At 37.8% G+C, this 26,052-nt stretch carries 22 protein-coding genes; 21 read left to right on the forward strand and 1 reads right to left on the reverse strand.

What is annotated here, in order from left to right; all coding sequences use genetic code 11:
* The first annotated feature begins 40 nt into the window (after positions 1–40).
* The 20 genes from B4N43_RS16605 (at position 41) to B4N43_RS16700 (ending at position 22,669) form a co-directional block, all read left to right on the forward strand.
* The gene (locus B4N43_RS16605) at positions 41–406 is read left to right on the forward strand and encodes a response regulator (RefSeq protein ID WP_286735674.1); all 366 of its coding nucleotides are present in this window, start codon (positions 41–43) and stop codon (positions 404–406) included.
* A complete protein-coding gene (locus tag B4N43_RS16610) occupies positions 406–1,599 on the forward strand; it encodes a sugar transferase (RefSeq protein ID WP_286735675.1) in 1,194 nt (397 codons plus the stop codon). Before B4N43_RS16605 ends, B4N43_RS16610 begins: the two co-directional genes overlap by 1 nt.
* Before the next feature lie 72 nt (positions 1,600–1,671).
* Entirely contained in the window at positions 1,672–2,403 is a 732-nt protein-coding gene (locus tag B4N43_RS16615; RefSeq protein ID WP_286735676.1) for a TolC family protein, read from the forward strand.
* A 106-nt stretch (positions 2,404–2,509) separates the two neighbouring features.
* Positions 2,510–4,561: a hypothetical protein gene (locus B4N43_RS16620; RefSeq protein WP_286735677.1), complete on the forward strand. Its 2,052-nt coding sequence runs from the start codon at positions 2,510–2,512 to the stop codon at positions 4,559–4,561.
* A 224-nt stretch (positions 4,562–4,785) separates the two neighbouring features.
* Entirely contained in the window at positions 4,786–6,012 is a 1,227-nt protein-coding gene (locus tag B4N43_RS16625) for an O-antigen ligase family protein (RefSeq protein WP_286735678.1), read from the forward strand.
* The gene (locus tag B4N43_RS16630) at positions 5,990–6,904 is read left to right on the forward strand and encodes a glycosyltransferase family 2 protein (RefSeq protein ID WP_286735679.1); all 915 of its coding nucleotides are present in this window, start codon (positions 5,990–5,992) and stop codon (positions 6,902–6,904) included. Before B4N43_RS16625 ends, B4N43_RS16630 begins: the two co-directional genes overlap by 23 nt.
* Positions 6,905–6,919: 15 nt before the next feature.
* Complete coding sequence (locus tag B4N43_RS16635; protein ID WP_286735680.1) at positions 6,920–8,101, forward strand: glycosyltransferase family 2 protein; 1,182 nt, start codon at positions 6,920–6,922, stop codon at positions 8,099–8,101.
* Positions 8,102–8,158: 57 nt separating this feature from the next.
* Positions 8,159–8,764, forward strand: a complete 606-nt coding sequence (locus B4N43_RS16640) for an acyltransferase (RefSeq protein ID WP_286735681.1) — start codon at positions 8,159–8,161, stop codon at positions 8,762–8,764.
* The gene (locus B4N43_RS16645; protein WP_286735682.1) at positions 8,748–9,686 is read left to right on the forward strand and encodes a glycosyltransferase family 2 protein; all 939 of its coding nucleotides are present in this window, start codon (positions 8,748–8,750) and stop codon (positions 9,684–9,686) included. The genes B4N43_RS16640 and B4N43_RS16645 overlap by 17 nt, the downstream gene beginning before the upstream one ends.
* Positions 9,686–11,128: a lipopolysaccharide biosynthesis protein gene (locus B4N43_RS16650; protein ID WP_286735683.1), complete on the forward strand. Its 1,443-nt coding sequence runs from the start codon at positions 9,686–9,688 to the stop codon at positions 11,126–11,128. Before B4N43_RS16645 ends, B4N43_RS16650 begins: the two co-directional genes overlap by 1 nt.
* Positions 11,129–11,141: 13 nt before the next feature.
* The gene (locus B4N43_RS16655) at positions 11,142–12,269 is read left to right on the forward strand and encodes a hypothetical protein (protein WP_286735684.1); all 1,128 of its coding nucleotides are present in this window, start codon (positions 11,142–11,144) and stop codon (positions 12,267–12,269) included.
* Positions 12,269–13,174, forward strand: a complete 906-nt coding sequence (locus B4N43_RS16660) for an SP_1767 family glycosyltransferase (RefSeq protein WP_286735685.1) — start codon at positions 12,269–12,271, stop codon at positions 13,172–13,174. Before B4N43_RS16655 ends, B4N43_RS16660 begins: the two co-directional genes overlap by 1 nt.
* 4 nt (positions 13,175–13,178) lie before the next feature.
* Positions 13,179–14,324: a glycosyltransferase family 4 protein gene (locus B4N43_RS16665; RefSeq protein ID WP_286735686.1), complete on the forward strand. Its 1,146-nt coding sequence runs from the start codon at positions 13,179–13,181 to the stop codon at positions 14,322–14,324.
* A gap of 5 nt (positions 14,325–14,329) precedes the next feature.
* Entirely contained in the window at positions 14,330–15,487 is a 1,158-nt protein-coding gene (locus tag B4N43_RS16670) for a glycosyltransferase family 4 protein (protein WP_286735687.1), read from the forward strand.
* A gap of 6 nt (positions 15,488–15,493) precedes the next feature.
* Positions 15,494–16,363, forward strand: a complete 870-nt coding sequence (locus tag B4N43_RS16675) for a glycosyltransferase family 2 protein (protein WP_286735688.1) — start codon at positions 15,494–15,496, stop codon at positions 16,361–16,363.
* Positions 16,364–16,381: 18 nt separating this feature from the next.
* A complete protein-coding gene (locus B4N43_RS16680; RefSeq protein ID WP_286735689.1) occupies positions 16,382–17,569 on the forward strand; it encodes a glycosyltransferase family 2 protein in 1,188 nt (395 codons plus the stop codon).
* A 10-nt stretch (positions 17,570–17,579) separates the two neighbouring features.
* Complete coding sequence (locus tag B4N43_RS16685; protein WP_286735690.1) at positions 17,580–19,400, forward strand: PAS domain-containing sensor histidine kinase; 1,821 nt, start codon at positions 17,580–17,582, stop codon at positions 19,398–19,400.
* A gap of 10 nt (positions 19,401–19,410) precedes the next feature.
* Positions 19,411–20,469, forward strand: coding sequence for an endonuclease/exonuclease/phosphatase family protein (locus B4N43_RS16690; RefSeq protein ID WP_286735691.1), 1,059 nt, complete (start codon positions 19,411–19,413; stop codon positions 20,467–20,469).
* A 116-nt stretch (positions 20,470–20,585) separates the two neighbouring features.
* Complete coding sequence (locus B4N43_RS16695) at positions 20,586–21,698, forward strand: hybrid sensor histidine kinase/response regulator (RefSeq protein WP_286735692.1); 1,113 nt, start codon at positions 20,586–20,588, stop codon at positions 21,696–21,698.
* Positions 21,699–21,724: 26 nt separating this feature from the next.
* Positions 21,725–22,669: a UDP-glucuronic acid decarboxylase family protein gene (locus B4N43_RS16700; protein ID WP_286735693.1), complete on the forward strand. Its 945-nt coding sequence runs from the start codon at positions 21,725–21,727 to the stop codon at positions 22,667–22,669.
* Positions 22,670–22,696: 27 nt separating this feature from the next.
* Here B4N43_RS16700 and B4N43_RS16705 read toward each other — a convergent pair whose 3' ends face one another.
* Positions 22,697–23,491 carry a tyrosine-protein phosphatase gene (locus tag B4N43_RS16705; RefSeq protein ID WP_088159935.1) on the reverse strand — a complete coding sequence of 265 codons (795 nt, stop codon included), beginning with the start codon at positions 23,489–23,491 and terminating at the stop codon, positions 22,697–22,699.
* A gap of 477 nt (positions 23,492–23,968) precedes the next feature.
* On the opposite strand from B4N43_RS16705, the gene B4N43_RS16710 reads away from it, so the two are divergent.
* Positions 23,969–25,969, forward strand: a complete 2,001-nt coding sequence (locus B4N43_RS16710; RefSeq protein WP_286735694.1) for a polysaccharide biosynthesis protein — start codon at positions 23,969–23,971, stop codon at positions 25,967–25,969.
* Positions 25,970–26,052: the final 83 nt, after the last annotated feature.

A 26,052-nucleotide genomic window follows, 5' to 3' on the forward strand; every position in this document is an offset into this window, starting at 1 on the left:
ATTTGTTTGGTTAATTACCGTTAAAAAACGTAGGAGATCCATGAAAAAAAAGATTGTAATAATTGATGATAAGCCGGCTATAGGCCAGTTAATTACGTTGTACTTAAACGCGGATTACGATTTTCGCTTCTTCAATAATGCATTGGATGCTTATAATTGGTTGAAAGATGGAAATGGGGTCGATTTGATTCTTTCTGATTATACAATGCCTGAAATGAATGGCTACGATTTACTGCTGATGATCAAACAAAACGAGTTTTTGAAAGATATCCCTATTATCTTTTTGTCTGGTGAAGATAATTCGAATACACGGATTAACTTGCTCGAAGCGGGAGCGGAAGATTTCATTTTAAAACCTTTTAATCCGCTTGAGCTCAAGTTGCGTATTAAAAAAGCATTAAAATAATGCCTCAATATAGCGATTATATATACTTCGGTGATAATATCGAAACTTTTGGTTATTTTTATAAACAAGTCCATGATACTTTGGGTGTGGATTTGAAATTTTTTAATTCTTTCGAGACCATGGGTATGTATTTTCAGAAGCAAAAAGATCAATTTTTTTCGGTAGTATTCTTCGAAAAAGGTAAAAGTCTCTCCAAAGATCTAGCGCAGTTGGCCAAGCTGGCCACGGAAGGCAAGGATATTTTGCTTATTTTGGTCGGAAATGACTTTTCGCGTTTTGAAAAACAATCCTATTTTGATGCCGGGGTTACAAATACCATCAGCCCTCGTGCAAGTAGAGATGTATTTCAATCAGTAAAAAAATATATACATTTATATTTTGAAGCTACGGCGCAAACTGAAAAATTTGAATCCATTACACCTTCTTTTCCTAAAATTAGTATTCCTTTTGGTAAAAGGATGTTTGATATGGTTGTGTCATTGATTTTAATCTTGTTCCTTTCTCCTATTCTTTTATTCGTTTATTTTGCAATTAAGTTGGAAAGTAAAGGGCCGGCGGTGTATAAATCCAAACGGATCGGTTCAGGTTATTTTATGTTTGATTTTTATAAATTCAGATCGATGTATCCGGATGCAGATAAACGATTGAAGGAATATATGGCGCTCAATCAGTATACGGATACGACACAGACTGTTATTCCCATTGTTTCCAGTACACATGACAGTGGTGAAGCGCAATATTTCACGTTAGATGAACTTCGTGATGTTCTTATTGATGACGAGGTGGTTGTCAAAGGTGCCGATACTGGAAACAAGCAAAGAAAAGCTGCTTTCTTTAAGCTGGAGAAAGATCCACGAGTAACCAAGGTGGGACGCATTCTCCGCAAATATAGCCTTGATGAACTTCCGCAATTATTTAATGTGCTTAAAGGGGATATGTCCATTGTTGGAAATCGACCTTTACCTTTGTATGAGGCGGAGATGTTAACGACAGACGATAGTGTCGAACGTTTTATGGCTCCTGCAGGTATAACTGGATTATGGCAAGTGGAGAAAAGAGGAGATAATGGAAGTATGTCTGACCAGGAACGAATTCAGCTTGATATTAATTATGCCAAAAATTATTCGGTCTGGATGGATTTGAAGATTTTGTATAAAACCTTTTCTGCATTTATCCAAAAGGCGGATGTTTAAGTCTTAGGAATGGTAAATAATTAAATGAAAATATATAACGGGCTCATGTCTATAAAATGTTGTTGTCTGAATATGAAGAAAATTATCCTGATGCTTTTATTCTTAATTACTGTTGGTTCGCTCAGTTACGGGCAAAGTGTTCTTCAGATAGCGGAAGGATTGGACTATACTAAACTTTTACTTCCCTCGCTGGAGGAACTTTTTGAGAATGCGAAAAGGAGCCCGAGTGTTGAGATGTTTGAATCTAAGATGATGGAGCAGGATAATTTACTTAAATCTGAGAAGAGAAGCTGGTTAAAGTATTTTAAGGTTGGTGGATCATGGCAATATGGAAATATAGGGGTGAATTCAATGTTCACGGATCAGAATACACCTTTGTTTTACCAGTATTCCGGGGCGAAGCAAAATGCCCTTTTCGTAAGTGGTACAGTTTCCGTGCCATTTGATGACGTTTTTGATCGATCTAATCGTGTCAAACGACAAAAGATGCAACGTCGTTCTACTGAATTGGAAATGGAAAAATGGTTTGACGAACAGAAAGTCCGCATTATCGATTCTTACGTTAAATTGACCAACGCAATGTCCATCTTAAAAAAGAAAACGGAAAATTTAACATTAACCGAAGCACAATTAAAAACTGTAGAAGCTGATTTTGCTAATGGGCATGCAGCGATTTCTGATTTAAACGCTGCTAAAAAGATGGAGGTAGAAGCATATGAGGCTTATAAATTGACAGAAAGCACCATAACAGCTGAGCTTTTACATTTGGAAATTTTGAGTCGAACTAAAATTATCAGTAAGTAAGATGGGTATAGTAATTTACATTATAAAATCTTTATATAGATTTAAATGGTGGTTGATTGTGTTACCATTGATGGTCATGGGTATTGTTATTTATTTCACTAGAAATATGAATAGACAATACGAATCAGATATGACCATTTATACAGGCATAATCTCTGCTAACGGTACTGATCTTAGCCAAGATGGTAAGCAAGACTGGAATATCCTCAAAAATTCGTTGTTAAACGTGATCAATACGATCGGGTCAAAAGAAACGATGCGGGTAGTGTCTTTAAAACTATTCGCCAGAACGATGATTAATGGGGATATGGAGAAAGACAATATTTATATTTCTAGTGCTCATTTCCGTCAACTGTTAGATATTACACCACCTGCTGTCAGAAAATTAATCGATAAAACATCCGAAGAACGTACCGTAGAAAATTTAAAAAGGTACGAGAAGATGGATGCTAAAAATTTTGTCTATGGCTTATTTAATTGGAATCATCCCTACTTTAGTTATGGAGCTTTAAGCAAAATAGATATTAAACAGATCGATAATAGCGATATTCTGCATGTCTATTATGAAAATAATGATGCTGGCATCACCTACCAAACATTAAATATACTGAGTGAAGTTTTTGGGGACGAATATAAAACTCTTCAATATAGCAATACTAATAATGTAATCAAGTATTTCGAAGCGGAACTGGCCCGCATTGGAAAAGACTTATTTATGAAAGAGGATTCTCTTACCAAATTCAATGTGCAAAACCGTCTTATTCATTACGATAAACAAACCGAGGCTGTTACGATTTTGGATAAAGATTACGAAATCCGTAAACAGGATGCCTTATCTGCGCGTAACAGGGCGCAAGCGAGTATAACGCAATTAGAGTCGGGAATTGATGCAAATACTAAGAGCATTAAAAACAATGCGCAATTTTTGGCTAAGATGAATGAAATATCGGATTTAAATTATTCAATTTCTCAGATTCAATCCTATCAGACTGATTCATTAAACACAGTCAAAAATTCAGCGTCGACACTTCAAGATCTTAAATCGAAATTAAGAATCCAGGAGCGGGATTTCCGCAACTTTATTCAGGATTATTCCAGTCAAAAATATACTAAAAATGGGTATCCGAATACAAATTATGTGACATTGTGGGTTGACGAGTTATTGAAACTGGATCAGGCTCAGGCAGATATCAAAGTAGTGGATGATTTTAAAGGTGAATTGGATAAAATGTACTCGCATTACTCCCCAATAGGTTCATTACTTAAACGTCAGGAACGCGGTATTAATTTTACTGAACAGAGTTATCTTTCTGTTTTGGGAGGGTTGAATGCTGCGCGTCTCCGCCTAAAGAGCTTGGAGATGAGTGCTGCCACATTAAAAGTAATCAATCCTGCAACTTATCCACTTAACTCCAAACCAACCAAACGTAAAATGCTGGTTATAGGATCTTATTTTGCTACCCTGGCATTTTTACTGGGCTGCATTCTGGTCTTGGAATTGCTAGATCGAACATTACGGGATAAACAGCGAACAGATCGTGTCACAAAAGGGAATGCTGTCGGCGCATTTCCGAATAAAAAAATGGGACGATATAGCGAGCAGATCAAAAGAATGGCATCAAAATCTTTGGCAAATCAGTTGTTCAACTACCATCAGCGAGGAAATGCTGTCAATTTTATTAATGTATTAAAGTTAGATGAAACTATTGATAGTGGAAATCTCATGCAATACATTCGGGATGAATGGGAAAAGATCGGCCTTAAGGTTGGTATGCTGAAAGAGGGAAAAGACTTTAATGCCAAATCTCGTGAATTTTTGATTGAATCAAAGCTGTTGGAACGAATCAAGCTTAACGAAAATGATTTTACACTTGTAGGTCATACAAATGCATTTGATATCCCTGTCCCCCCATTCTACCTCTCTCAGGCAGCTGTAAATCTATTGTTGTTAGACGCAGAGTCTGCATGGAAGGAGGAAGATGATGAATTATTTAAGGAGATTGTTGAACGAAGCGGCACAGTGCCTGTTTTAATATGTCTTATGAATGCAGATCGATTTGCTACAGAGACATTTACGGGGATGTTGCCACCTTATAATTTCTTCAGAAAGTTGGAATATAGATTTTCACAATTGGGAATCACTGCATCTAAAGCTTAGATGGTACCAAAAAGGAAATGGCGAAGGAAATTTTTTTTGATAAAATTGGCTTAAAGTTATTAGCTGTCCTAGGATGTGCGCTGATTACTTTTTTGGCCATATCCGGAGGTCTCTTGCCTAGTCTTGGAATTGCAGTCGCACCTTTTCTTCTTTGTTTTTTAATTATTTGCATTCGGAATCCTTTTATTAGTTTTCTTTTCTTATTTGCTGTATGTTTTTTCGTCATGGGAGTATTACGCTATGTACGTATTCCTATGCCGCCGAGTATTTTAGTAGATCTTGTTATTCTCTTTAATTTTATTGTAATTGCATTAAATCATCTTTATAGAAATTATAATGCTAAGCTGAAAATACCATTATATTTCTTTATCTCTTTAGCTTGGGTGGCCTACTGTATGGTTGAAGTGTTTAATCCGGATGGTGTCTTGGGTAACTGGATTGCTGCTATCCGGAGCACGGCACTTTATTTGTGTTTATTTCAATTTTTAATCTATTATATTTTTAAAGATAGATCCAAGCTCAGATCTTTTTTTATTTTCTGGGCGATTTTAGTATTACTAGCAGCTCTAAAGGCAATTGGGCAAAAATTTATTGGCTTCGACACAGATGAAAGAATTTGGCTTTATACACTTGGGGCTCATACGCATCTCATCTATAGTGGAGTTCGCTATTTTTCCTTTTTTACCGATGCCGCTAATTTTGGCTGCCATATGGGGCTTGGAATGGTTGTTTTTTCCATTTTGTTTTTCTATGAGAAGAATAGAATTGTTCGGATTTTGTATGTCACTGTCACTATTTTGGCGATGTACGGTATGTTGATATCCGGCACCCGTTCTGCCATGGCAATTCCCATGGCTGGATATGCATTTTATATTCTGTTATTAAAACAATGGCGGATCGTGATTTTGGGATCGACGCTATTTATTTGTGTCTTTTGCTTCCTATCGCTAACAAATATTGGAAATAGTAATGCAGACATTCGAAGGATGCGGACAGCTTTTCAATTTAAAGAGGATGCATCTTTTAACTTGCGAAAAGAAAATCAGGCCAAAATGAAAAAATTTATGCGTGATTTTCCGATTGGGTTGGGTTTGGGCGCCGCAAAGAATGCTAACGAAGGAGATCTTTTACACGGCCTTCCAACAGATACTTCTTTTGTTTTTATATGGGTAGAGACGGGCGTAATTGGGTTGGTGCTCTATTTGTTGATCTGGATTTCTTGTTTGGCGATTTGTTTTTACCTTGTTTGGTTTAAATTAAAGGATCCCGTGATTCGGGGATTTTGTAGTGCTGCAGCGGCTGGTGTTGCAGGTATGATGTTGGCTGGTTATGGAAATGAAGTCTTGCATCAATTCCCAACAGGAGAAACTATTTATATTTTAATGGCAATCGCGATGTTGTGCCCATATTTACAAGAAAATGAAAAAAATGGACAACAGATCTCATCCTAGAGTTTCATTTATTACCGTTAATTTTAATGGTGCCCCTGATACAATGAATCTGCTGCAAACGATCTTTGAGCATATCAAAAGCTTCTGTTTTGAAGTCATTGTAATTGATAACGCTTCGGATACAGACGAATTTCAATTGATTCGGCACAGTTATCCGTTGGTGAAGGGAGCGCATTTGCCGAAAAATTTGGGATTTGCGGGCGGAAATAATAAAGGACTGGAAATTGCTTCTGGCGATTATTTGTATTTTATTAATAATGATACTTTATTACCTAAAGACGCTGCTTCACAAATTGAATCCATGATTTCATTTTGCGAAGCGAACCCACAAGTAGGAGGGCTTTCTCCCAAAATAATGTATCATACACCCCGTAATTTAATTCAGTTTGCAGGAAGTACTCCATTGACCCCGATTACGATCAGGAATAAACAAATTGGCCATAGGGAAATAGACCATGGTCAATACGATCAAATCGTTCAAATTCCTTATTTTCATGGTGCCGCTATGTTTGTTCCTAAGACTGTAATTGAGCAGATTGGCAACATGCCTACATGCTACTTTTTGTATTATGAAGAGTTGGATTGGTCAAATAGCATTACCAAATGTTTTCAATTATTTTATTTTCCTGCAGCCCAGATCGTTCATCTAGAGAGCGCTTCTACTGGAATCGGTAGTCCCCTTAAAACCTATTATATCACGCGAAATAGAATAATTTTTGCCTGTAGGCAAAGAAAAAATAATTTGCGGCTACTCGCACTTAGTTATTTGATTTTGGTGGCTTTTCCTATGCATTTGTGTTTACTTTTGTTTAAATTGAAGTTCAAACTGGCTGCGGCGATGGTTAAAGGGGTTTGGTCTGCCTGTCGTTGGTTGATGGTAGTAAGTCATTAATAAATATATCCTGTTATGCTTATAACAATCCTTTGGTACATTGACTTTTTATTTTTCTTCGCATTCACGTTGTGGGTATGCTATGTAGCTTTATTCGCGTTCGCATCACGAATAAGAAGAAAGATTATTTTCCCGGATAGCGATACATCACTACGATTTGCCATATTATTTCCCGCTTACAAAGAGGATAATGTCATTATGGAAAGCGTTACACGTTTTAAAGCACAGAATTATCCTGCCGATAAGTTCGAAATCGTAGTTATTTCGGATGCCATGGAAGATCGTACTAACGATCAGCTTCGGGCAATGGGTATTTCACTTATTCATCCAGATGAAGGCCTGCGGTCGAAAGTTGCAGCATTAACAGCAGCAATGTCTAGGTTAGATACACAATTGTTTGATGTAGCGGTTGTGATGGACGCGGACAATATCGTTTTTCCTGATTTTCTCAGCAAACTGAATAATGCTTTTGCTTCTGGGGCGAAAGCTATACAAACCCATCGTACGGCTAAAAATAATACAACGGCGACTGCAATTTTGGATGGTGTAAGCGAAGAAATTAACAATTCAATTTTTCGTTTAGGACATGCTCGTCTTGGTTTGCCTGCTGCGTTGATTGGCTCGGGTATGGCATTCGATTTTAACTGGTTTAAGCAAAGGATAGCAGCAATCAAATCGATGGGAGAAGATAAGTTTTTGGAATATTTCCTCCTATTAGATCGCATAAACACGATATATTTGGAAGACGTTGTAATTTTAGACGAAAAAATTCAATATAGTGACGATTTTTCGAAACAACGTCGGCGTTGGATCGCTTCACAAATCGATATCTTCTGTCTTGCGATTAAACAGACGCGACGTGCGCTTGTTTCCGGGAATTGGGCTTTAATCGATAAAATTTTCCAGTGGTCTATGCCGCCGCGAATTATTATGCTTGGTATTATTCCTCTCTTTTTGCTGATTTCGTTTTTTGTCGTCGACATTTCTTCCCTAAAATGGTTTTTTTTAATTACTTTGTATATGATGAGCTTAGGTTTGGCCATTCCAAAAAAATTGTATAAGAAGCAATTGTTGCTGGCAATATTTACCTTGCCTCGTATATTTTTTGCGATGGTAAGCAGTATAATCCATTTTCGTTCAGGACGGTCGACTTTTATACATACGAAACATGGTGCTGCACCCGATGAACATGAGTAGCAAGAAACAGTATGGTGATAATGTTTTTGAGTTGATATGGGGCTAAAGGAAAAAATAATGCGTTCTCCCCGCATAAAGCAATGGCTGCATGGGATGTTAATGCATCCTGTAAGAACGCGTCCGAGATGGTATTTAAGATTATTTCAGTTTTTATATGTACATAAAGGACATGGGGCTGTTATCTATTGTAGCGTGCGTAAAGATTTGGTACCATTTAGAAAATGTCAAATTGGTGCTCGGACTGTGGTGGAATCATACTCCTTAATTAATAACGCGGTAGGAGATCTTATTATCGGCAGTAATTCGAGGATCGGTGTCGGTAATACAGTAATAGGACCTGTTTGGATTGGCGATTATGTACAAATAGGACAACATGTATTAATTTCAGGGCTCAATCACAAGTATGAAAATATTGATATAACGATCGCAGAACAGGGGATAGAAGTCTCACCAGTAAAGATAAATAATAATGTATGGATAGGGGCAAATGCAGTAATATTAGCCGGAATTACTATCGGGGAGCATTGTGTCGTGGGTGCTGGCTCAGTGGTAACCAAAGATATCCCACCTTTTTCCGTAGTCGTCGGAAATCCGGCTAAAGTGGTTAAAAAATGGGACGATCAGCAACAAAAATGGATCAGGAATCATGAGAAATCCTCCTGAAATAACTGTAGTGATGCCAGTTTTCAACACAGAAGCATATGTTGATTGCGCGGTAGAGAGTGTCTTGTGCCAGACTTTTGAAAATTTTGAATTGTTATTGATTAATGATGGTTCTACTGATGGAAGCCTCTTACGTTTGGAAAGGTGGGCCAACCTAGATGCTAGAGTACATGTATTTTCTCAAGTGAATCAGGGCTTATCGGGAGCTAGAAATACAGGGATCGCACATGCAAAAGGTGAGTTTATTTATTTTATGGATAGTGATGACCTGATTAAGAAAGAAACCCTACATACCTGTTACGAATATTGTAAAAGCAATCGATTGGATTTTGTGTTTTTTGATGCCGAGGTAATCGAAGATGGGGCTCAAAATTCGGTTTTATTGGAAAAGTTCGATTATAAAAGGGCACATACCGAAAGTATGATCTTGTCTGGGATTGAAATGTTTGCTAATCTGCTAAAGCATAGGGAATTTTTTTCGTCAGTGTGCCTTCTCTTTATAAACAGGGAATTTTTAAATAAAATAGGCCTTCTATTTGAAAACTATATTGTGCATGAGGATGAGCTGTTTACATCAATATTATTTTTGGAAGCTCGAAAAACCAGCTATATACCCGCCTCGTTTTTTTTGCGTCGTTTACGGGCGGGATCTATCATGACAGTTCCTTATTCGATGAAAAATATAAATAGCTATTTTGTGGTGGGAACTAAATTGTTGGCATACAAAAAAAGAAATAAAAAACAACGCGATGTTATCGATTTTTATCTCAAGGAGATGATCAATGCTGCTGTATGGAAGGCTTACACTATGCCCTGGAAAAATCGAATTTATATTCTTATCTTATCCTTAAAAAGCTGGCGCAAATATGTTAGGATAAAAACACTATTCGTATTATTGTTTAAAAAATATACAGGAAGCTAATGCAAAATGCCAAGCAACAGGTTATATCAGGCGTTTTTTTTACTGCAATAGCAAAATATGCCAACTTGGTCATTTCTCTCGGTGTGACTGCAGTTCTTGCCCGGCTTTTGTCGCCAGAGCAATTTGGTGTAATTGCTGTTGCGATGGTTATTATAGCTTTTTTGAATTTGATTGCAGATATCGGTCTTTTTCCTGCCGTGATCCAATATAAAAATTTGACTAAAGATGAACTCGGTAATCTGTTTTCTATTTCTTGTTATTTAGGATTTATACTGGCATTAATTCTGGTCTTGATTGCTCCGTTGATAGCCGACTATTATGGGCAGCCTTTGCTTCGAAATATAATCAGGTTATTGGCGATTGGCCTATTCTTTACAGCAAGCTCGGTAGTACCCAATGCCTTATTCTATCGTGAAAGAATGTTCAAATTTATCGCTATCAGAAGCTTTATTATTCAGATTGTATTGGGGGCGGTGTCAATAAGTGCCGCGTTTTATGGTGCTGGAATATATGCGCTCCTAATTAATCCCATTCTGTATAGTATACTTCTTTTTATCGTTTCCTATGTGCATTTTCCATTGCCTTTTAAATTGAGGATATCTTTAAATACCATGCGGCCGATTTTGCGCTATTCTACCTTTCAATTTCTATTCAACATCGTAAATTATTTTAGTAAAAATTCGGACACATTGCTTATCGGAAGATATCTAGGAATCAATATCTTGGGTTATTATGATAAAGCTTATCAATTGATGTCGCTACCACTGCAAAATATTACACAAGTTATTACACCGGTGATACATCCCATATTGAGTCTAAAAAAAGAGGATAAAATGAAGCTAATCGCTGCGACGGAACAACTCATCGCAATATTGGCTTTAATTGGATTTCCGCTTGCAAGCTTTCTTTACTTTGCTGCCGAAGATCTGATTTACCTATTTTTTGGAGCGCAATGGGGGCTTGCAGTTCCCGTATTTCAGATCTTGAGCTTGACCGTGGGGATTCAACTCATTCTGTCCTCCTCAGGGTCGATTTTTCAAACCACTGGAGATACTAAATATATGTTTTTCTCCGGATTACTTTCGGCCTTGTTGAATGTATGTGGTATATTGCTGGGGATTTTTTATTTTGATTCTATTTCCGCAGTCGCTGGATGTCTTGTCATAACAAATTGTATCACATTTGTCTTTACTTATGCCATCATGTATACAAAGGTTTTTAACAAAAACTTTCTTTGCTTTTTTTATCTTTTGGCAAAGCCAGTTATGGCGGGTTTATTGTTGACGTTTCTGCTGTATATGTGTGGAATATTTTTGAGTACTGAAATTGTCTGGTATAAACTGTTTGTCAAGATCGTTGTATCTTCTCTTTTTTTTATCGCTTTTGTTTGGTTTGCTGGATATAGGTCTTATATAGCGTTATATTTAAAGAGGAATAATTAGAGATACGGAGAATATGGAACTAAAAGTTTTATTTCTAGTCTTTCATGGCTTTAGTGCCCATAATGGTATTAGTAAAAAGATATTTGGACAGGTTAAAGGTCTCCGGGAATGTGGGGCTGAGGTCAAACTATGTTACTACGAAGTATTGGACAGTGGACATCGTGCATGGATTGTAGAGGACGAAATTATTGCTGATTTGGGGAAAGGACCTTGGGCCAAATCAAGAAAGAGATGGGATTTTAGGGGCTTAACTGCTTATGTATCAAGTGAACGGTTTGATTTGATATACATGCGTTCTTATCATAACTCGAGTCCTTTTTTGATTAACGCCGTGCGAAAATTTAGGCAAACCGGTGCGAAAGTCGTCATGGAAATTCCGACCTATCCTTATGATCAAGAATATATTCGTTTGATAGACAAGATAATGCAGGTGCCCGATCGTTTTTTTAGAAAAGCTATGGCTTCTGTATTAGATGGTATTGTAACATTTACCGAAGAGGAAGAAATTTTCGGTGCAAAAACTATCAAAATTTCTAATGGTATCGATTTGAATGAGCTTCCCTTGCGCGTTAAAAAAACTCATGATGAGTATGAGATTCATTTGCTAGCGGTAGCAGAAATCCATTTCTGGCATGGATTTGATCGGGTTATAAAAGGGTTAGGGATATATTATAAGGGAAATCCGACGTGCAAGGTCTTCTTCAACATCGTTGGAAATCTGAGTGGAGCAAGGGAACAAAATGAAATATTTTCGGCTATCGAAGCGGCGGGAGTACAGGAGTATGTTTTCCTGCATGGTGCGCTATGGGGTAAGAAACTCGATTTAATGTTTGACCAGGCTGATTTCGCTATCGGAAGTCTTGCAAGACATCGTAGTGGGATAACATTTATCAGAACGTTAAAGACAAGGGAGTATGCTGCGAGAGGGATACCTTTTATGTATTCAGAAGTCGACTCTGATTTCGAAGATAAGCCTTATATATTGAAGGCCAAACCAGATGAATCTCCTATTGATATCAGACAGATTGTATCTTATTGTTCGTCCGTAGATTGGGAACCATTGAGCATTAGAAACGATATTTATGAATTATCTTGGCGCAATCAAATGAAAAAAGTTATTGATCATTTAAATTTAAGCTAATGCTATCATTCCTACATAAATTTAAAGATAAGTTTCGCTATAATGTGATTATAGAGTGGTATAACATGTTGGAACTTCTAACAGGAAGAGAACAGCGTGTGAAGCCAACGGTTATGACAATTGAAGAAACTATTGAGCATATTATTTCCGAGAAGTCATCAGTTAGTCGGTTTGGCGATGGTGAAATGCTCTTGATTGGTGGAGAGGGAATACGATTTCAGCATGATGACGATGAGCTTTCTAAAAGATTGGCTGAGGTACTGACAAGTGATCTTACAAACCACATCGTGTGTATCTCGGATGCATTTGTTGACCTAGATAGATATAATAGACGGGCGCGTCGTTTTTGGCGGGCACATTTTTATTTGTATGGCGATTTATGGGATAAATATCTTAAGAAAGGAAAGAGGTATGGAAATACTTTTATTACAAGGCCCTATATTGATTTCAGCGACCGGAAAAAATCTGTCTACTGGTTTAACCTGTTAAAACAAATTTGGAGCAAGCGTGATATTGTATTTATAGAGGGAGAAAAGAGTCGCTTAGGCATAGGAAATGATCTTTTTGATAATGTTGAAAGTGTTGGGCGAATCTTATGCCGGTCCAAGGGTGCATTTGATCAGTATGATGTGATCTTTCAGGAAGCGTGTAAATTAGCAAAAAATAGTCTTATCTTAATCGCTTTGGGCCCCACAGCGACTGTATTGGCTTATGACTTGTGCAAATTGGGTTATCAGGCTATAGATGTCGGGCATATTGATATTGAATACGAATGGTTAATGATGGGAGCTAAACGTAAAGTTAATATAAAGTCTAAATATGTCAATGAAGTGATCGGCGGGGATCAGGTTGTGGTACATGGCGAAGATCTTTATCAACGTCAGATTTTAAAAAAGCTGTTTTGAGAAGATGAAAATTTTGTATTATTTACCTTCACTGTATACTTCTGGTGGATTGGAACGGATTATCGTTTTTAAGGCAAATTATTTTGCCAATCATCTGCCGGATGCGCAAGTTATTTTGGTGACATCGGAACAGCGAAATAAGCCCAGCTTTTTTCCGCTTTCGCAAAATGTGAAACATATCGATTTAAATGTTTGTATTGACTATCCATTTGATCAGTCGTCCTTGCTTAAGTTATTTCGTTTCCCTTTTCTTTACCGAAAGTTTAAAAATCGATTTCTAAAAATCCTTGAACAGGAGATGCCCGATATCGTAATTTCAACAATTAGAAGGGAAATCAATTTTTTACCACTGCTGAAGGATGGTAGTATTAAGGTGGCAGAATTGCATGTAACGAAGGATTTTTATCATCCCAATTTTCCGAAAGGAATGAACCGCTTATTACGAGAAAGAAAAGATCGTGTCAGGCTCAAAAAATTAAAGTTGATGGATGCTGTCGTTTTTCTCACTGCTCAGGAAAAGAGTTTTTGGCCAGAGCTTTCAAACGTGCACGTGATACCTAATCCTTTAGTTTTAAGGCCTAAAGACGTATCTACCTGCCAAGCTAAGCAAGTCATTGCGGTTGGAAGATATGTTCCTCAGAAAGGATTTGACTTGTTAATAGAGGCTTGGTCTATCGTGAATGCTTGTTATCCCGATTGGGTCTTAAAAATTTATGGCGACGGTAATCCCGTTGAACTACAAGATCAGATAGATCGTCTTAGCTTAACCGAAAGTTGCAAATTAAAGCCCAGTACCACGATGATTGAAGAGAAATATTGTGATAGCTCTATTTTTGTGCTATCTTCACGGTATGAGGGCTTTGGTATGGTATTGGTTGAGGCCATGGCATGTGGATTACCTAGTATTGCATTTGATTGCCCATCAGGACCAAGTGAAATAATTCGGGATGGTATAGACGGATTTTTAGTGGAAAATGGAAATGTTAAGGAAATGGCCAAAAGAATATGTAGCTTGATAAAAGACGATCTGCTGAGAAAGGAAATGGGAGAAAGAGCACAGCGAAATAGTGCTCGATTTCATATGGAAAATATCGCAGCGCAATGGAAAGACCTATTTGAATCTTTTGGGAAAAATACGAAAGGTGATTAAACAATATGAAAAGGAAATTGAAGCTTGCTTACATTATTCCAGGCCTGTTTTACCCCAGTGGCATGGAAAGGGTGCTCACAGCGAAGGTAAACTATTTCGTCAAAAAATTTGATTATGAAATTCATATTTTTGTCACTGACGGAAAAGGATCAGAGCCCTATTATCCTTTAGATGAGAAAATAAGATTGCATCACCTCGACATCAACTTTGACGGTATATTTTCTCTACCCCTATTGAGGCGAACCTTAAGCTATTGGAAAAAGCAACGACTGTTTAAAGCGAGACTTGAAGAACAATTATGTCTTATAAAGCCTGATATTACCGTCTCGTTATTGAGACGGGACGTCAATTTTATCAATGATTTAAAAGACGGCAGTTTGAAAGTTGGTGAATTACATTTTAATAGGTTAGTCTATCGCCAGTTTACAGATAAAAGATTTCCTGGCTTTATGCAGAGAGGAATATCAAAATTGTGGCAGGGACAACTCATCAAGAATCTGCGAAAGCTATCGGCTTTTGTCGTGCTAACGCATGAGGATGCCGGTTATTGGCATGAACTTAACAATATTTCGGTTATTTCCAATCCCTTATCTTTCTATCCTGATAAAGCTGCTCTACTCAATAATAAACAAGTAATTGCAGTTGGAAGAATGACTTATCAAAAGGGATTTGATTTACTGATTAGTGCTTGGGAAATGGTGGCGAAAAGGCATCCGGAATGGATATTAAAAATCTATGGGGGGGGGGATAAGGCGATGTATTTATCGATGGTAAAAGAGTTGGGGTTGTCAGGAAGTTGCTTTTTGGAAAATGGAACTGCTTCAATAGCTGAAAAATATGATGATAGTTCAATCTTTGTTTTATCATCAAGATATGAGGGATTCCCACTGGTTTTGGGAGAAACAATGGCTTATGGCGTTCCGCCCGTGTCTTTTATGTGTCCATGTGGTCCCTGTGATATTATCGTTGATGGGCAGAATGGATTACTGATAGAAAATGGTAATATTAAACAGTTGGCAGACGGAATTTGTCTACTTATTGAAGACGATGCACGGAGAAAAGAAATGGGAAAAAATGCTAGAAATGATGTTAGAAAGTTTGATTTGGAAAATATAGCAAAACAGTGGCAGCAACTTTTCGAATCTATACGACCAGTAGAATGATTAGCTATGAATAACGAATGGTATAGGAAGTATTTATCTGTTTATCAAGTGCAGCCGGATCAAGTCTCTCAGTCTACAATCAATACGATTGTGGAACAGCTCAAAAGATTTGAAGCGAATGAGCCTTTAGTAACTGTAGCGGTTATCGCTTATAATGAAGATAAGAACTTATGGGCTTGCTTATGGTCATTAAGTGATCTTAAATCGCGGTATCCTATTGAAATTATCGGTATAAATAATAATTCAATTGATAAAACAGAGGAAATTTTTAAGAAAGCAGGAATTCGATATTATAATGAGAAACAAAGCGGTTGTGGGTTTGCTAGGCAATGTGGATTGAATCATGCCAAAGGGAAGTATCATCTTAATATCGATGCCGACACACTTTATCCAAGCGGATATGTGGATGTAATGGTAAACGCATTAGAACGACAAGGTGTAGTGGCAGCAAGCGCTTCCTGGGGTTATATTCCAGATAAGGCTCATAGCCGATTTTCACTATGGATTTATGAGCGCGCACGAGATATTTTTCTGTTCATCCAATCGATAAACAGGCCAGAACTTAGTGTTCGGGGTTTGGTGTTTGCTTATCATACAGCATTAGCTCAAAAGGTTGGAATACGGACTGATATCATAAGGGGAGAAGACGGATCCCTAGCCTTGGGACTAAAAAAATTTGGTCGGATTATTTTTGTCCATAATAGAAAAGCGAAAGCAATAACGGGCTATGGAACACTTGCGGCAGACGGGTCTTTATTCAAAAGTTTTAAAGTTCGTTGTAAAAAAGCATTTAAGAATTTAATGTTAGTTTTTTCCAAGTCGGATAGCTATAGGGATGAAGATTCGAATTTGATTAACAAGGATAAAAGAAAATAGGTTATCTATTTAATACAAATGAGTTTGCATATTATCTTTTGGAGCGCCCTTTTGTTGGTGCTATATACGTATATCGGTTATGCTATCGTAATTTTTATATTGGCAAGGTTATTTCCATACCGTATTAGAATGAAGGAAGCGTATCAAAATAGTGACGAAAATAATCTTCCCTCATTGACTTTGTTTATTACAGCCTACAATGAGTCAGAAATAATTCCAGATAAAATGCTGAACTGCCTTGAGCTTGATTATCCTAAAGATAAATTAAACATTCTGTGGGTTATAGATGGAAGTACTGATGATAGTCGTGAGCAGTTAGCAAAGTATCCAATGGTAAAGATTATCGGTTCAGCCCATAGGAAAGGTAAAACAGCTGCCGTTAATCACGGTATGGAATATGTAAAAACGCCAATTGTGGTGTTTAGCGATGCAAATTGTTTACTGAATGCCGGGGCGTTGAAGATTATTGCTCGCCAATTTGATGATCCGACAATCGGCTGTGTCTCGGGTGAAAAAAGAGTGGCTTTTGGTGATGACGATACTGTTTCCTCAAAAGGGGAAGGAGCCTATTGGAAATATGAATCCTTATTAAAAAAATTGGATTTTGAATTTTATTCTGCTGTAGGAGCTGCAGGGGAACTCTTTGCCATACGGACAGCACTATTCGCTGTGATGGAAGAAGACACCTTGTTGGATGATTTTATGCTATCAATGCGCATCGCACAAAATGGCTCCCGTATTGCATACACAGCGGATGCTTACGCAGTTGAATATGGTTCGCTGAATATGGAAGAGGAAGGAAAACGGAAAAGGCGTATCGCTGCTGGAGGATGGCAATCGATTGGGCGATTACTGCCCCTATTAAACGGATTTAAATTTGGCAAGCTGAGCTTCCAGTACGTATCACATCGTGTACTGCGTTGGTCTGTTACACCGTTTGCACTGTTTGCTATATTTCCCCTATCTGCGCTTCTTGCATATCGGAGTTCATCATCACTTAATGTGTTTCTTATCATTTTTATATGCCAGTGTCTATTCTATATTTGTGCGGTTTTAGGGTATGTGATGCGAAATAGTTCAAAAAGTTCCAAACTATTTTATATCCCATACTACTTTCTATTTATGAACATGAATGTGATACGGGGTATCTACTATTTATTTAATAGAGGCTTTATCGGTGGCTGGGAGAAATCTCAAAGGAAATAGTTTTAAAAATATGACGGCGAAAAAAATATTACATGATTTAGGATACTTGGAAAAAGTATTGAATATAACCTGCGATACATTGTTATTAATCAATAATGATAATATCTGTGTGGATGCAATTATGAAAACAAATAATCCAATTCTAAATCCTAATATTGATGTAATCGGTCAACATATTATGTCGCTATTTCCCCAGCCAACATCGACTCTTATTAAGCGGGAACTTGCCTTTTGCCGTCATACAGGAGAAACTTCGAATCTAAACTATGACCTGCCCACAGATGAACAAATGTACTATTTTAAGTTCGTCATTCATAAATTTGACGAGGAACACCTGCTTTGCCAATATCGGGATATCACACAGCGTAGTAACATGAAGTATCGCCTTAAATCGGCCCTTACCGCACAGCTTGAAGTGGGAAAGGTCGCCATGATTGGCCATTGGACCTATGATCTGCAGCATCAGGAATTAACACACAATGGTTATTCTAATTTACGTAAAAGGAATCTGGAAGCACCTGAGAAGATCACTTTGGCGGAGCTGCTCACTTCTGTCCATCCAGATGACAGAAAGGGAATGGAAGCATTTCTACATAATGATTCCATTGAGTATAGTACATTTGAATACCGTATAAAGCAATCTGCTGCTCCCATCACCTATGTGCGGGCGACAAAATATGCCAAACGCCTTGAAAACAATGTATATATAATAGAAGGTTTTTCGCAAAATGTAAGTGATTTTATTAAGAACAGAAATGAACTTGAAATGGTGCTTGCAGTGGTTGACAATGCACCGTATAGTATTTTTGCATGTCATAAAAATGGAAATATGGCTTTCGCAAATAAAGCATGCCGGCAGCAAAACGGTCTGAACGAACAGGAAGATATTACTGGCTTAAAAATCTTTGAATGCCTGCGGGAGTTCACAACGGAAGAAGCTTGGGACCTATCGGTGCAAAAAATAATTTCTGCTTCGGGTTATTATCAATATCGTTGTGATACGCTGTATCCGGAATTGGATATTATTGGCTCAGAATGTAGTTCTTTAATGATTAAAAACGGTAATGGCGAAGATATTGTATGGACCATCAAGCGGGATATCTCGGATCAGCTTCGTTACGAAGAGCAGCTGTTGCGTTCAAAAGAAGCGGCTGAGGAATCTGAGCGCTTAAAATCGGCCTTTATTTCCAATATGAATCACGAAATTCGAACTCCACTCAGTGCAATCATGGGATTTGGAAGTATTATTGCCGATACGCCAGATCCTGAGCTGCGAAAGGAGTATGGTGAGCTCCTCAATGCAAATAGCAATCAGCTGCTACGGTTGATAACGGATGTACTGGAAATGTCGCAGATGGATGCGGGTAAAGTAAGATTAAAGAATTCGGATGTTTCCCTTAAAGGAATACTGAATGAATTATCATTAAGTTTTCTACCAAATGATGAGCAACCAGCGATAATTTTTGACATTCCCGAAAGGGAATTAGTGGCTTGGCTGGATCGTGGGCGAGTCATTCAGGTTCTTGTCAATTTAATTAATAACAGCTTAAAGTTTACACCACCGGATGGTGTTATACATGTTGGTTATATTTTAAAAGAAGATCATATAGAGTTTTATGTAAAAGACAACGGTATCGGTATTGCTAAAGAAAAGCAGGATTCTATTTTTAAGCGATTTTATAAGATCAATCCCCTCGATAAGGGCACTGGCCTAGGGTTGGCCATTTGTAAAGGAATTATCGAGCAGATGAATGGAAAGATAACTGTAGCGTCGGAATTAGGAAAAGGCACTACTTTTGTTATAATTTTGCCTATTGGCAAGCAAGTTTAAATTTTGCTATATGGCAGAAGAACTAGCGTATAAACCGATCAAGATCTCGGTATTATTGATGAGATGCATTGTTGTATTGGTCGCACTCGTCACTTCGTTTTCGTTTTTGGGCTTGTATATCCCGCCACAGAAGACCGTTTTCTTTCAATGGGTCGGTGTGTTATTGCCTGCCCTTTTATGCTGTAATCTCGTGTTTTTAATTATTGGATTGTATAAACATAGTTGGTATAGTATTTGCCCGTTAATAGCAATATTGGCCAACTTTCATTATTTTACAAAAATCGTTCAAAACAATCCGGAGCAATGGGAGGAAACAACGGATATACGTGTAGCTACCTATAATGTTCGTGAGTTTAAAATGGTTTATAATCTATCATCTATGGATCAGATCGCAGCTTATATCGATGCACAAGATATAAATACACTCTGTTTACAAGAAGTTCCAGCTAATTGTACCCTGGCGGAACTGAAGCGTACGTTTGGTCAGTTTCAGTATTTCATCATGACAGGAAATAAGTCAGGGCAGAATCAACTTGCTATTTTAAGTAGATTTCCGTTAGACTCGATACAGACCATTTCATTTGATGAACGTCCTAACTGTGCGATCTTTGCAGATCTATCTTATAAGAAACATAAAATTCGGATCGGCAACTGCCACCTGCAGACAACAAACTGGAATCAGGTAAAAGGAGATCTAATTCCTACGGAAAACAGAAGTGCAAATTGGCTGGGTGCGCTCAATACCTTATCGAGAAATTTTAGATTAAGAGGCCCTCAGGCAGATCATCTAAAAAGCGTGATGGATAAATCCCCTTTTCCGATGCTTATGTGCGGAGATTTCAACAATAGCCCCAATTCATATAGTTATCATAAAATTAAAGGAAATTTGAAGGATGCGTTTCGCGAAGCAGGTAAGGGGTATGGATATACTTACAGTAATTTAATGAAGCTGTTTCGCATAGATTTTGTCTTCTTTTCTGGAGACGTATTACAAGCTATAAATTACAGAACAGGAAATATTGACTACAGTGATCATCTTCCTGTATTGGTTGATTTTAAAATAAATTGATGTGAGATAACATTTTGCTACTATCTAAGTAATTATTCTTGTAATATTGATTTATAAATTTTATAAAGAGTAGCATCTACACAAGCTAATAATGATCTATGGAAATCGATTTTTCAATGTATAATATTCTCATAGTAGAGGATTCTGAGCTTAATCTTTTTGTTTTAAAAGAGATCTTAGAACGCGAGCATTTCAACGTTTTCTCCGCTTCTGGTGCTAAAGGGGCTTTTGAAAATTTGCAAAAGCATAGAGTAGATCTTATTTTAATGGACGTCATGATGGGGGAGACGAACGGGTTTGATCTCACAAAGGAATTAAAAGCCATGGATCCATATAAGCATATTCCTGTGCTTTTTATTACCAGCCTAAAATCTCCGGATGATGTCGTGCGGGGATTTGACAGCGGCGGTGTAGATTATATTCCGAAGCCTTTTAATAAAAAGGAATTGCTTCAGCGCATCAAACATCAGATCAAGCTTATTGAATCGGGGAATACAATTGCTAAACAGACGGCGCAACTGCAGGAAGCAATATTAAATCGGGATAGAATGTATGCTATTCTGGCACATGATCTACGAAGTCCGATTTCTTCACTCAAAATGATCTTAAATATTTTGACCATGAGTTCTGAGGGCAGTAATATTGGATATGACAATATGGTCAATACAGGTAATGATATCGCCGAACAGCTTTTTAGTGTCTTGGACAATTTGCTCAAATGGACTAAAAATAGCCTGGGCGTGTTAAGTTATATGCCTCAGGAAATTGAGTTTGATGAAATGATTAAAGGTGTGGTGGAAACACTTCAACCAACAGCTATATTGAAAAATATCGAAATACAATTAACATTACAGCCGGGTTTGCAGATCTTTTTTGATGCAGATATCATGAAAAGTATATTAAGAAATCTTTTGATCAATGCTGTGAAGTTTAGTCACGAAGATTCCCTGATCAGGCTCAATTTATCTCGCGATGGGGATGATGCTATGGTCGAATTTATCGACACGGGGGTAGGAATGAGTGTGGATGCACAGCGTCAGCTATTGGAGCAAATGAAGGAGGAGGGGAAGACTACCCCTATGCGTGAGAAAGGTAAAGGCTTAGGTTTGTGGGTAGTTTATCATTTTATCCAGCGCGGTGGTGGAACATTCTTTTTTGAGTCGGAAGAACATCGCGGATCCCGTTTTGGCTTTCGTGTACCGCTCTGGGAAACCATAGATAATCACTAAAAATTCGATATTATAAATGTAAATTTATGTATAACCTAAAAAAAAGAATACTAGTCTCAGGTGGAGCTGGATTTATAGGTTCCCACCTTTGTGAACGTTTATTGAAGGATGGGAATGAAGTCATCTGTATGGACAATTTCTTTACAGGGGATAAATCGAATATTGTTCATCTGTTGCAGAATCCCTATTTTGAGCTTGTAAGGCATGACGTAACTGAGCCTTTTTTGGCTGAGATTGACGAGATATATAATTTGGCCTGTCCAGCAAGTCCCGTTCATTATCAATATAATCCGATTAAAACTATTAAAACATCGGTTATGGGTGCTATCAACATGCTTGGTCTTGCGAAGCGGGTGAATGCTCGTATTCTACAGGCTTCTACTAGTGAAGTTTATGGCGACCCACAGGTTCATCCGCAGTATGAGAGCTATTGGGGAAATGTTAATCCTGTCGGTATTCGATCCTGCTATGATGAGGGAAAGCGATGTGCAGAAACACTTTTTATGGATTATCACCGACAACATCATGTGGCGATAAAGATCGTTCGGATATTTAACACCTATGGCCCACGCATGCATCCCCAGGATGGACGGGTAGTATCTAACTTTATTATGCAAGCTTTACAAAATAAAGATATTACTATTTATGGTGAAGGAAATCAGACCCGCAGTTTCCAGTACGTAGATGACTTGGTGGAAGGAATGATCCGAATGATGGCTACAGAGAAGTCTTTTATCGGACCCCTCAATATCGGTAATCCCAATGAATTTACTATTTTGCAATTGGCGGAGCAGGTTATCTTGCAAACGGGATCACAATCAAAAATTAAATTTTTGCCTTTACCCCAAGACGATCCGCAGCAAAGGAAGCCAGATATTGAGCTTGCTAAGAAAAGCTTAGACTGGAGTCCCACAGTTCAACTTGAAGAAGGACTCTCCAAGACAATAGCGTATTTTAAGACACTTTCATAAGGGAAGTTTTGCATCCGTTACGATTACTTAACCAGCAATAACTTGGGCTTTATGTTGATTGATATGATCAAGAAGTGTTTCATTTAAGATGGGCGAAGTTTTCAACATCTCACGGATAGGATATTTCTCAACGATATTTTTCAGCGCGTCAAGATGACGTTGATGGTGGAGGTCGGTTCCTACAAAATCATACATACCTGATTTCAAGAGGGTCATGGCAATGGCTTTCACATCGACGCCGTAGTATCGACTCAAAGAAAGTAGATTTAGCTGCAGTAAACAGCCTGCATCTTTGATCTGTTTATAAATATTAAAATTACTGTGGTAATAATTATATCGCTCCGGATGGGCTAGAATGGGCTTATATCCTAATTTTTGGATCTCTAAAATGGTGTGAAACAATGCTTTCGATTCGGATAGATAAGACATCTCAATCAAAACGTAACCGCCTGGCATCACACATAGCTCATTTTCTCTGATCAATAAAGGAAGATTTTCGTCAATCATGTGTTCTGCCGCCCCGAAGATATCAACATCTTTACCCGATTTTTTTAGTCCATCGATAAGCGAATCTCTCGAATTTTCAATACTAAACTTGGTGTTTTGATGTACACCCGACATGATATGTGGCGTGCAGATAAACTTTTTAAGGCCTAAGCGTTGAAGTTCTTGGATATAATGCAATGATTGTTGGACAGAACTACTTCCATCGTCAATGCCAGGTAAAAGATGATTGTGCATGTCTACTTCTAGAAATTCCAACTGTGCCAAAGATCGAATGGATGAAGTCTTTTTCCCAAACAGGTTGCTAAAAAATCCCATGATGTAAATTAATTAATGATGTTGTACATAATAGTTCAGTTAAGGAGCGGCGTTTCAGTCTATATTAAGCGGAGATGTAAAATTTTAATTCCTTTCCATGACTATTTGTTATTTAGTGCAAACAATATGCCAATAATGACGTTAGTATCTTCAGAGCTATATTATCCATTAAATTGTTTCGAAAGTTGATGTTAACAAATTGTTCTTTTATTAGCCTGTACTCTTAATTATAATATTTTAATGCTCATTTTTTTCAATGTAACAGTTTCGGTATAATAGTTGCTTAGTCCACGGTGATAAACTGATCGAATGAATAGGGTCCTTTTTTAATGATATTTTATCAAAGGAGTATTTTAGGTGTAAAATTTTAACTATCTTGCGTCTCCATTATAAAATATTATAATAAAGCCATATCAGATCGTGTTCGTTTGTCGCAGACACGGTCAGTAACATTTTAATTAATTAAGACAAAAAGCTATGATGGGTTCTCTGGGAGATTTAAGAAAGCGCCTGAGAAAGGACAATCCAAGATGGGTCATTTTAATGATTGATATGTGGTTTGTATTTGCAAGCTACGTATTTTCTAATTATGTGGTCAACAACTTCAAGGGTGTATTTGATATTGCATTGATGTTGAAAAAAGTTGTTGTTATATTGCCAGTCTATCTTTTGATGTTTTTATGTTATGATACCTTTCGAGGTATTGTTCGGCAGACAGGCATTCGGGATACCATTAAAATATTTAAGACGGTAGGGGCTGCCTATCTCATAGTAATGGTTTTAACCTTCATCATCAAAGCCGTTTTTGACAAAGGAACTTTGGCCGGAGATTATCTTAGATTGTCCTATGGTGTGTTGACTATGCAGGCCACAATTTTGCTGGTGATCATGGTTGGTGCACGTGTCATCTATCGGACCATTTATGAATATATTTTTCTGCCTGGCAGGAAAGGTGAAAATGTGCTGATTTTCGGGGCTTCAAGACCGGGGCTTGTATCTTTCTCCCTATTGAAAGAGGATCCGAGGACGAAATATCAGGTTGTCGCTTTTGTGGAAGATAAGATATCACGGATAGGTAAGCGATTGGCGGGATTAAAGATTAAAGATATTACTGAAATAACAAAGGAATATGTTGAAAAATACCAAATTACTCAGGTGATCATCGCGGTTGAAAATAATGATCCCGAGCGTTTGGAATATGTGTCGGATTGGTTCCAAAATATTGGACTGGAATTGAAGATTATGCCTTCGGCACGCATTTTACTTAATTCTGGTGCCAAGCGCGAAATCAGGCCTTTGAAGATTGAAGATTTATTGGGACGCAAGCCAATCAAATTGGATCACCCCGAGATCGAAGAAGAGATGCAAGGAAAAGTAATCCTGGTGACCGGTGCTGCTGGATCTATCGGTTCGGAGCTGGCCCGCCAAATTGCCAGACGTCATTATAAGACGTTGATTTTGTTAGATCAAGCCGAGTCGGCGCTATATGATATTCAACAATCGATTAAGGCTACACAACCTGAGCAGATGCACTGCGTGGTAGGTGATGTGCGTAACTATGCCTTTATGCAGCGGATATTTGCGCAATACAAGCCCGATTTGGTCTTTCATGCTGCTGCTTATAAGCACGTTCCTTTAATGGAGGCAAACCCGTACGAGTCTATTCAGACAAATGTATTGGGTAGCAAAAATGTGGCTGATCTTTGTATGCACTATGGCACTAAAAAGATGGTGATGGTATCGACGGATAAAGCTGTAAATCCAACGAATGTCATGGGGGCAACAAAACGCATGGCTGAAATCTATGTCAGTAGCTGCAGTGGTAAATCAACTACCAGTTTTATCATTACACGTTTTGGAAATGTACTGGGTTCAAACGGTTCGGTTATTCCGCTCTTTGAGAAACAGATGGCTGATGGTGGTCCGCTGACCCTGACCCATCCTGAAATTACCCGTTTCTTTATGACGATACCCGAAGCGTGTCAATTGGTTCAGGAGGCCGGTGTGATGGGAAAAGGAGGCGAGATCTTTGTGTTCGATATGGGAAAATCTGTTAAGATTATTGATCTGGCAAAACGCATGATCAAATTGAAAGGTTATCGCTACCCGGAAGATATTGATATTAAAATTGTTGGATTACGTCCGGGCGAGAAAATTTATGAGGAATTGTTGGCAAATAATGAGAATACGGTGAAGACCCACCATCCAAAGATTATGATCGCAAAAGTAAATCATGATGAATTGTCGCTTAAGGCAGAGCGTATTAATTCGATTTGCCAGCAGATTTTGGATGCGGATAAACAATTGCCAGATTTTATGGCGCTTGTTGCCGGAATGAAGCAGATTGTACCAGAGTTTAAATCTCAAAATTCAGAATATGAGGTGCTGGATACACAGGAGGGGAAGGAAGAAATAGAAATGCTGGATGAGGCGCCGGCAGAGGTGCCAGTTTATTCTTTAGTAAAGAATGTATTATAAGCAGAAAAGTTTTTATATAATTAACAATATAAAGAAATGAAAGGCCTTCTTATGGAAGGCTTTTTTTGTATTTTAGCGAATTA

The sequence above is a fragment of the Sphingobacterium sp. UBA1897 genome (assembly GCF_002337775.1).
GTDB classification, from domain to species: Bacteria; Bacteroidota; Bacteroidia; order Sphingobacteriales; family Sphingobacteriaceae; genus Sphingobacterium; species Sphingobacterium siyangense.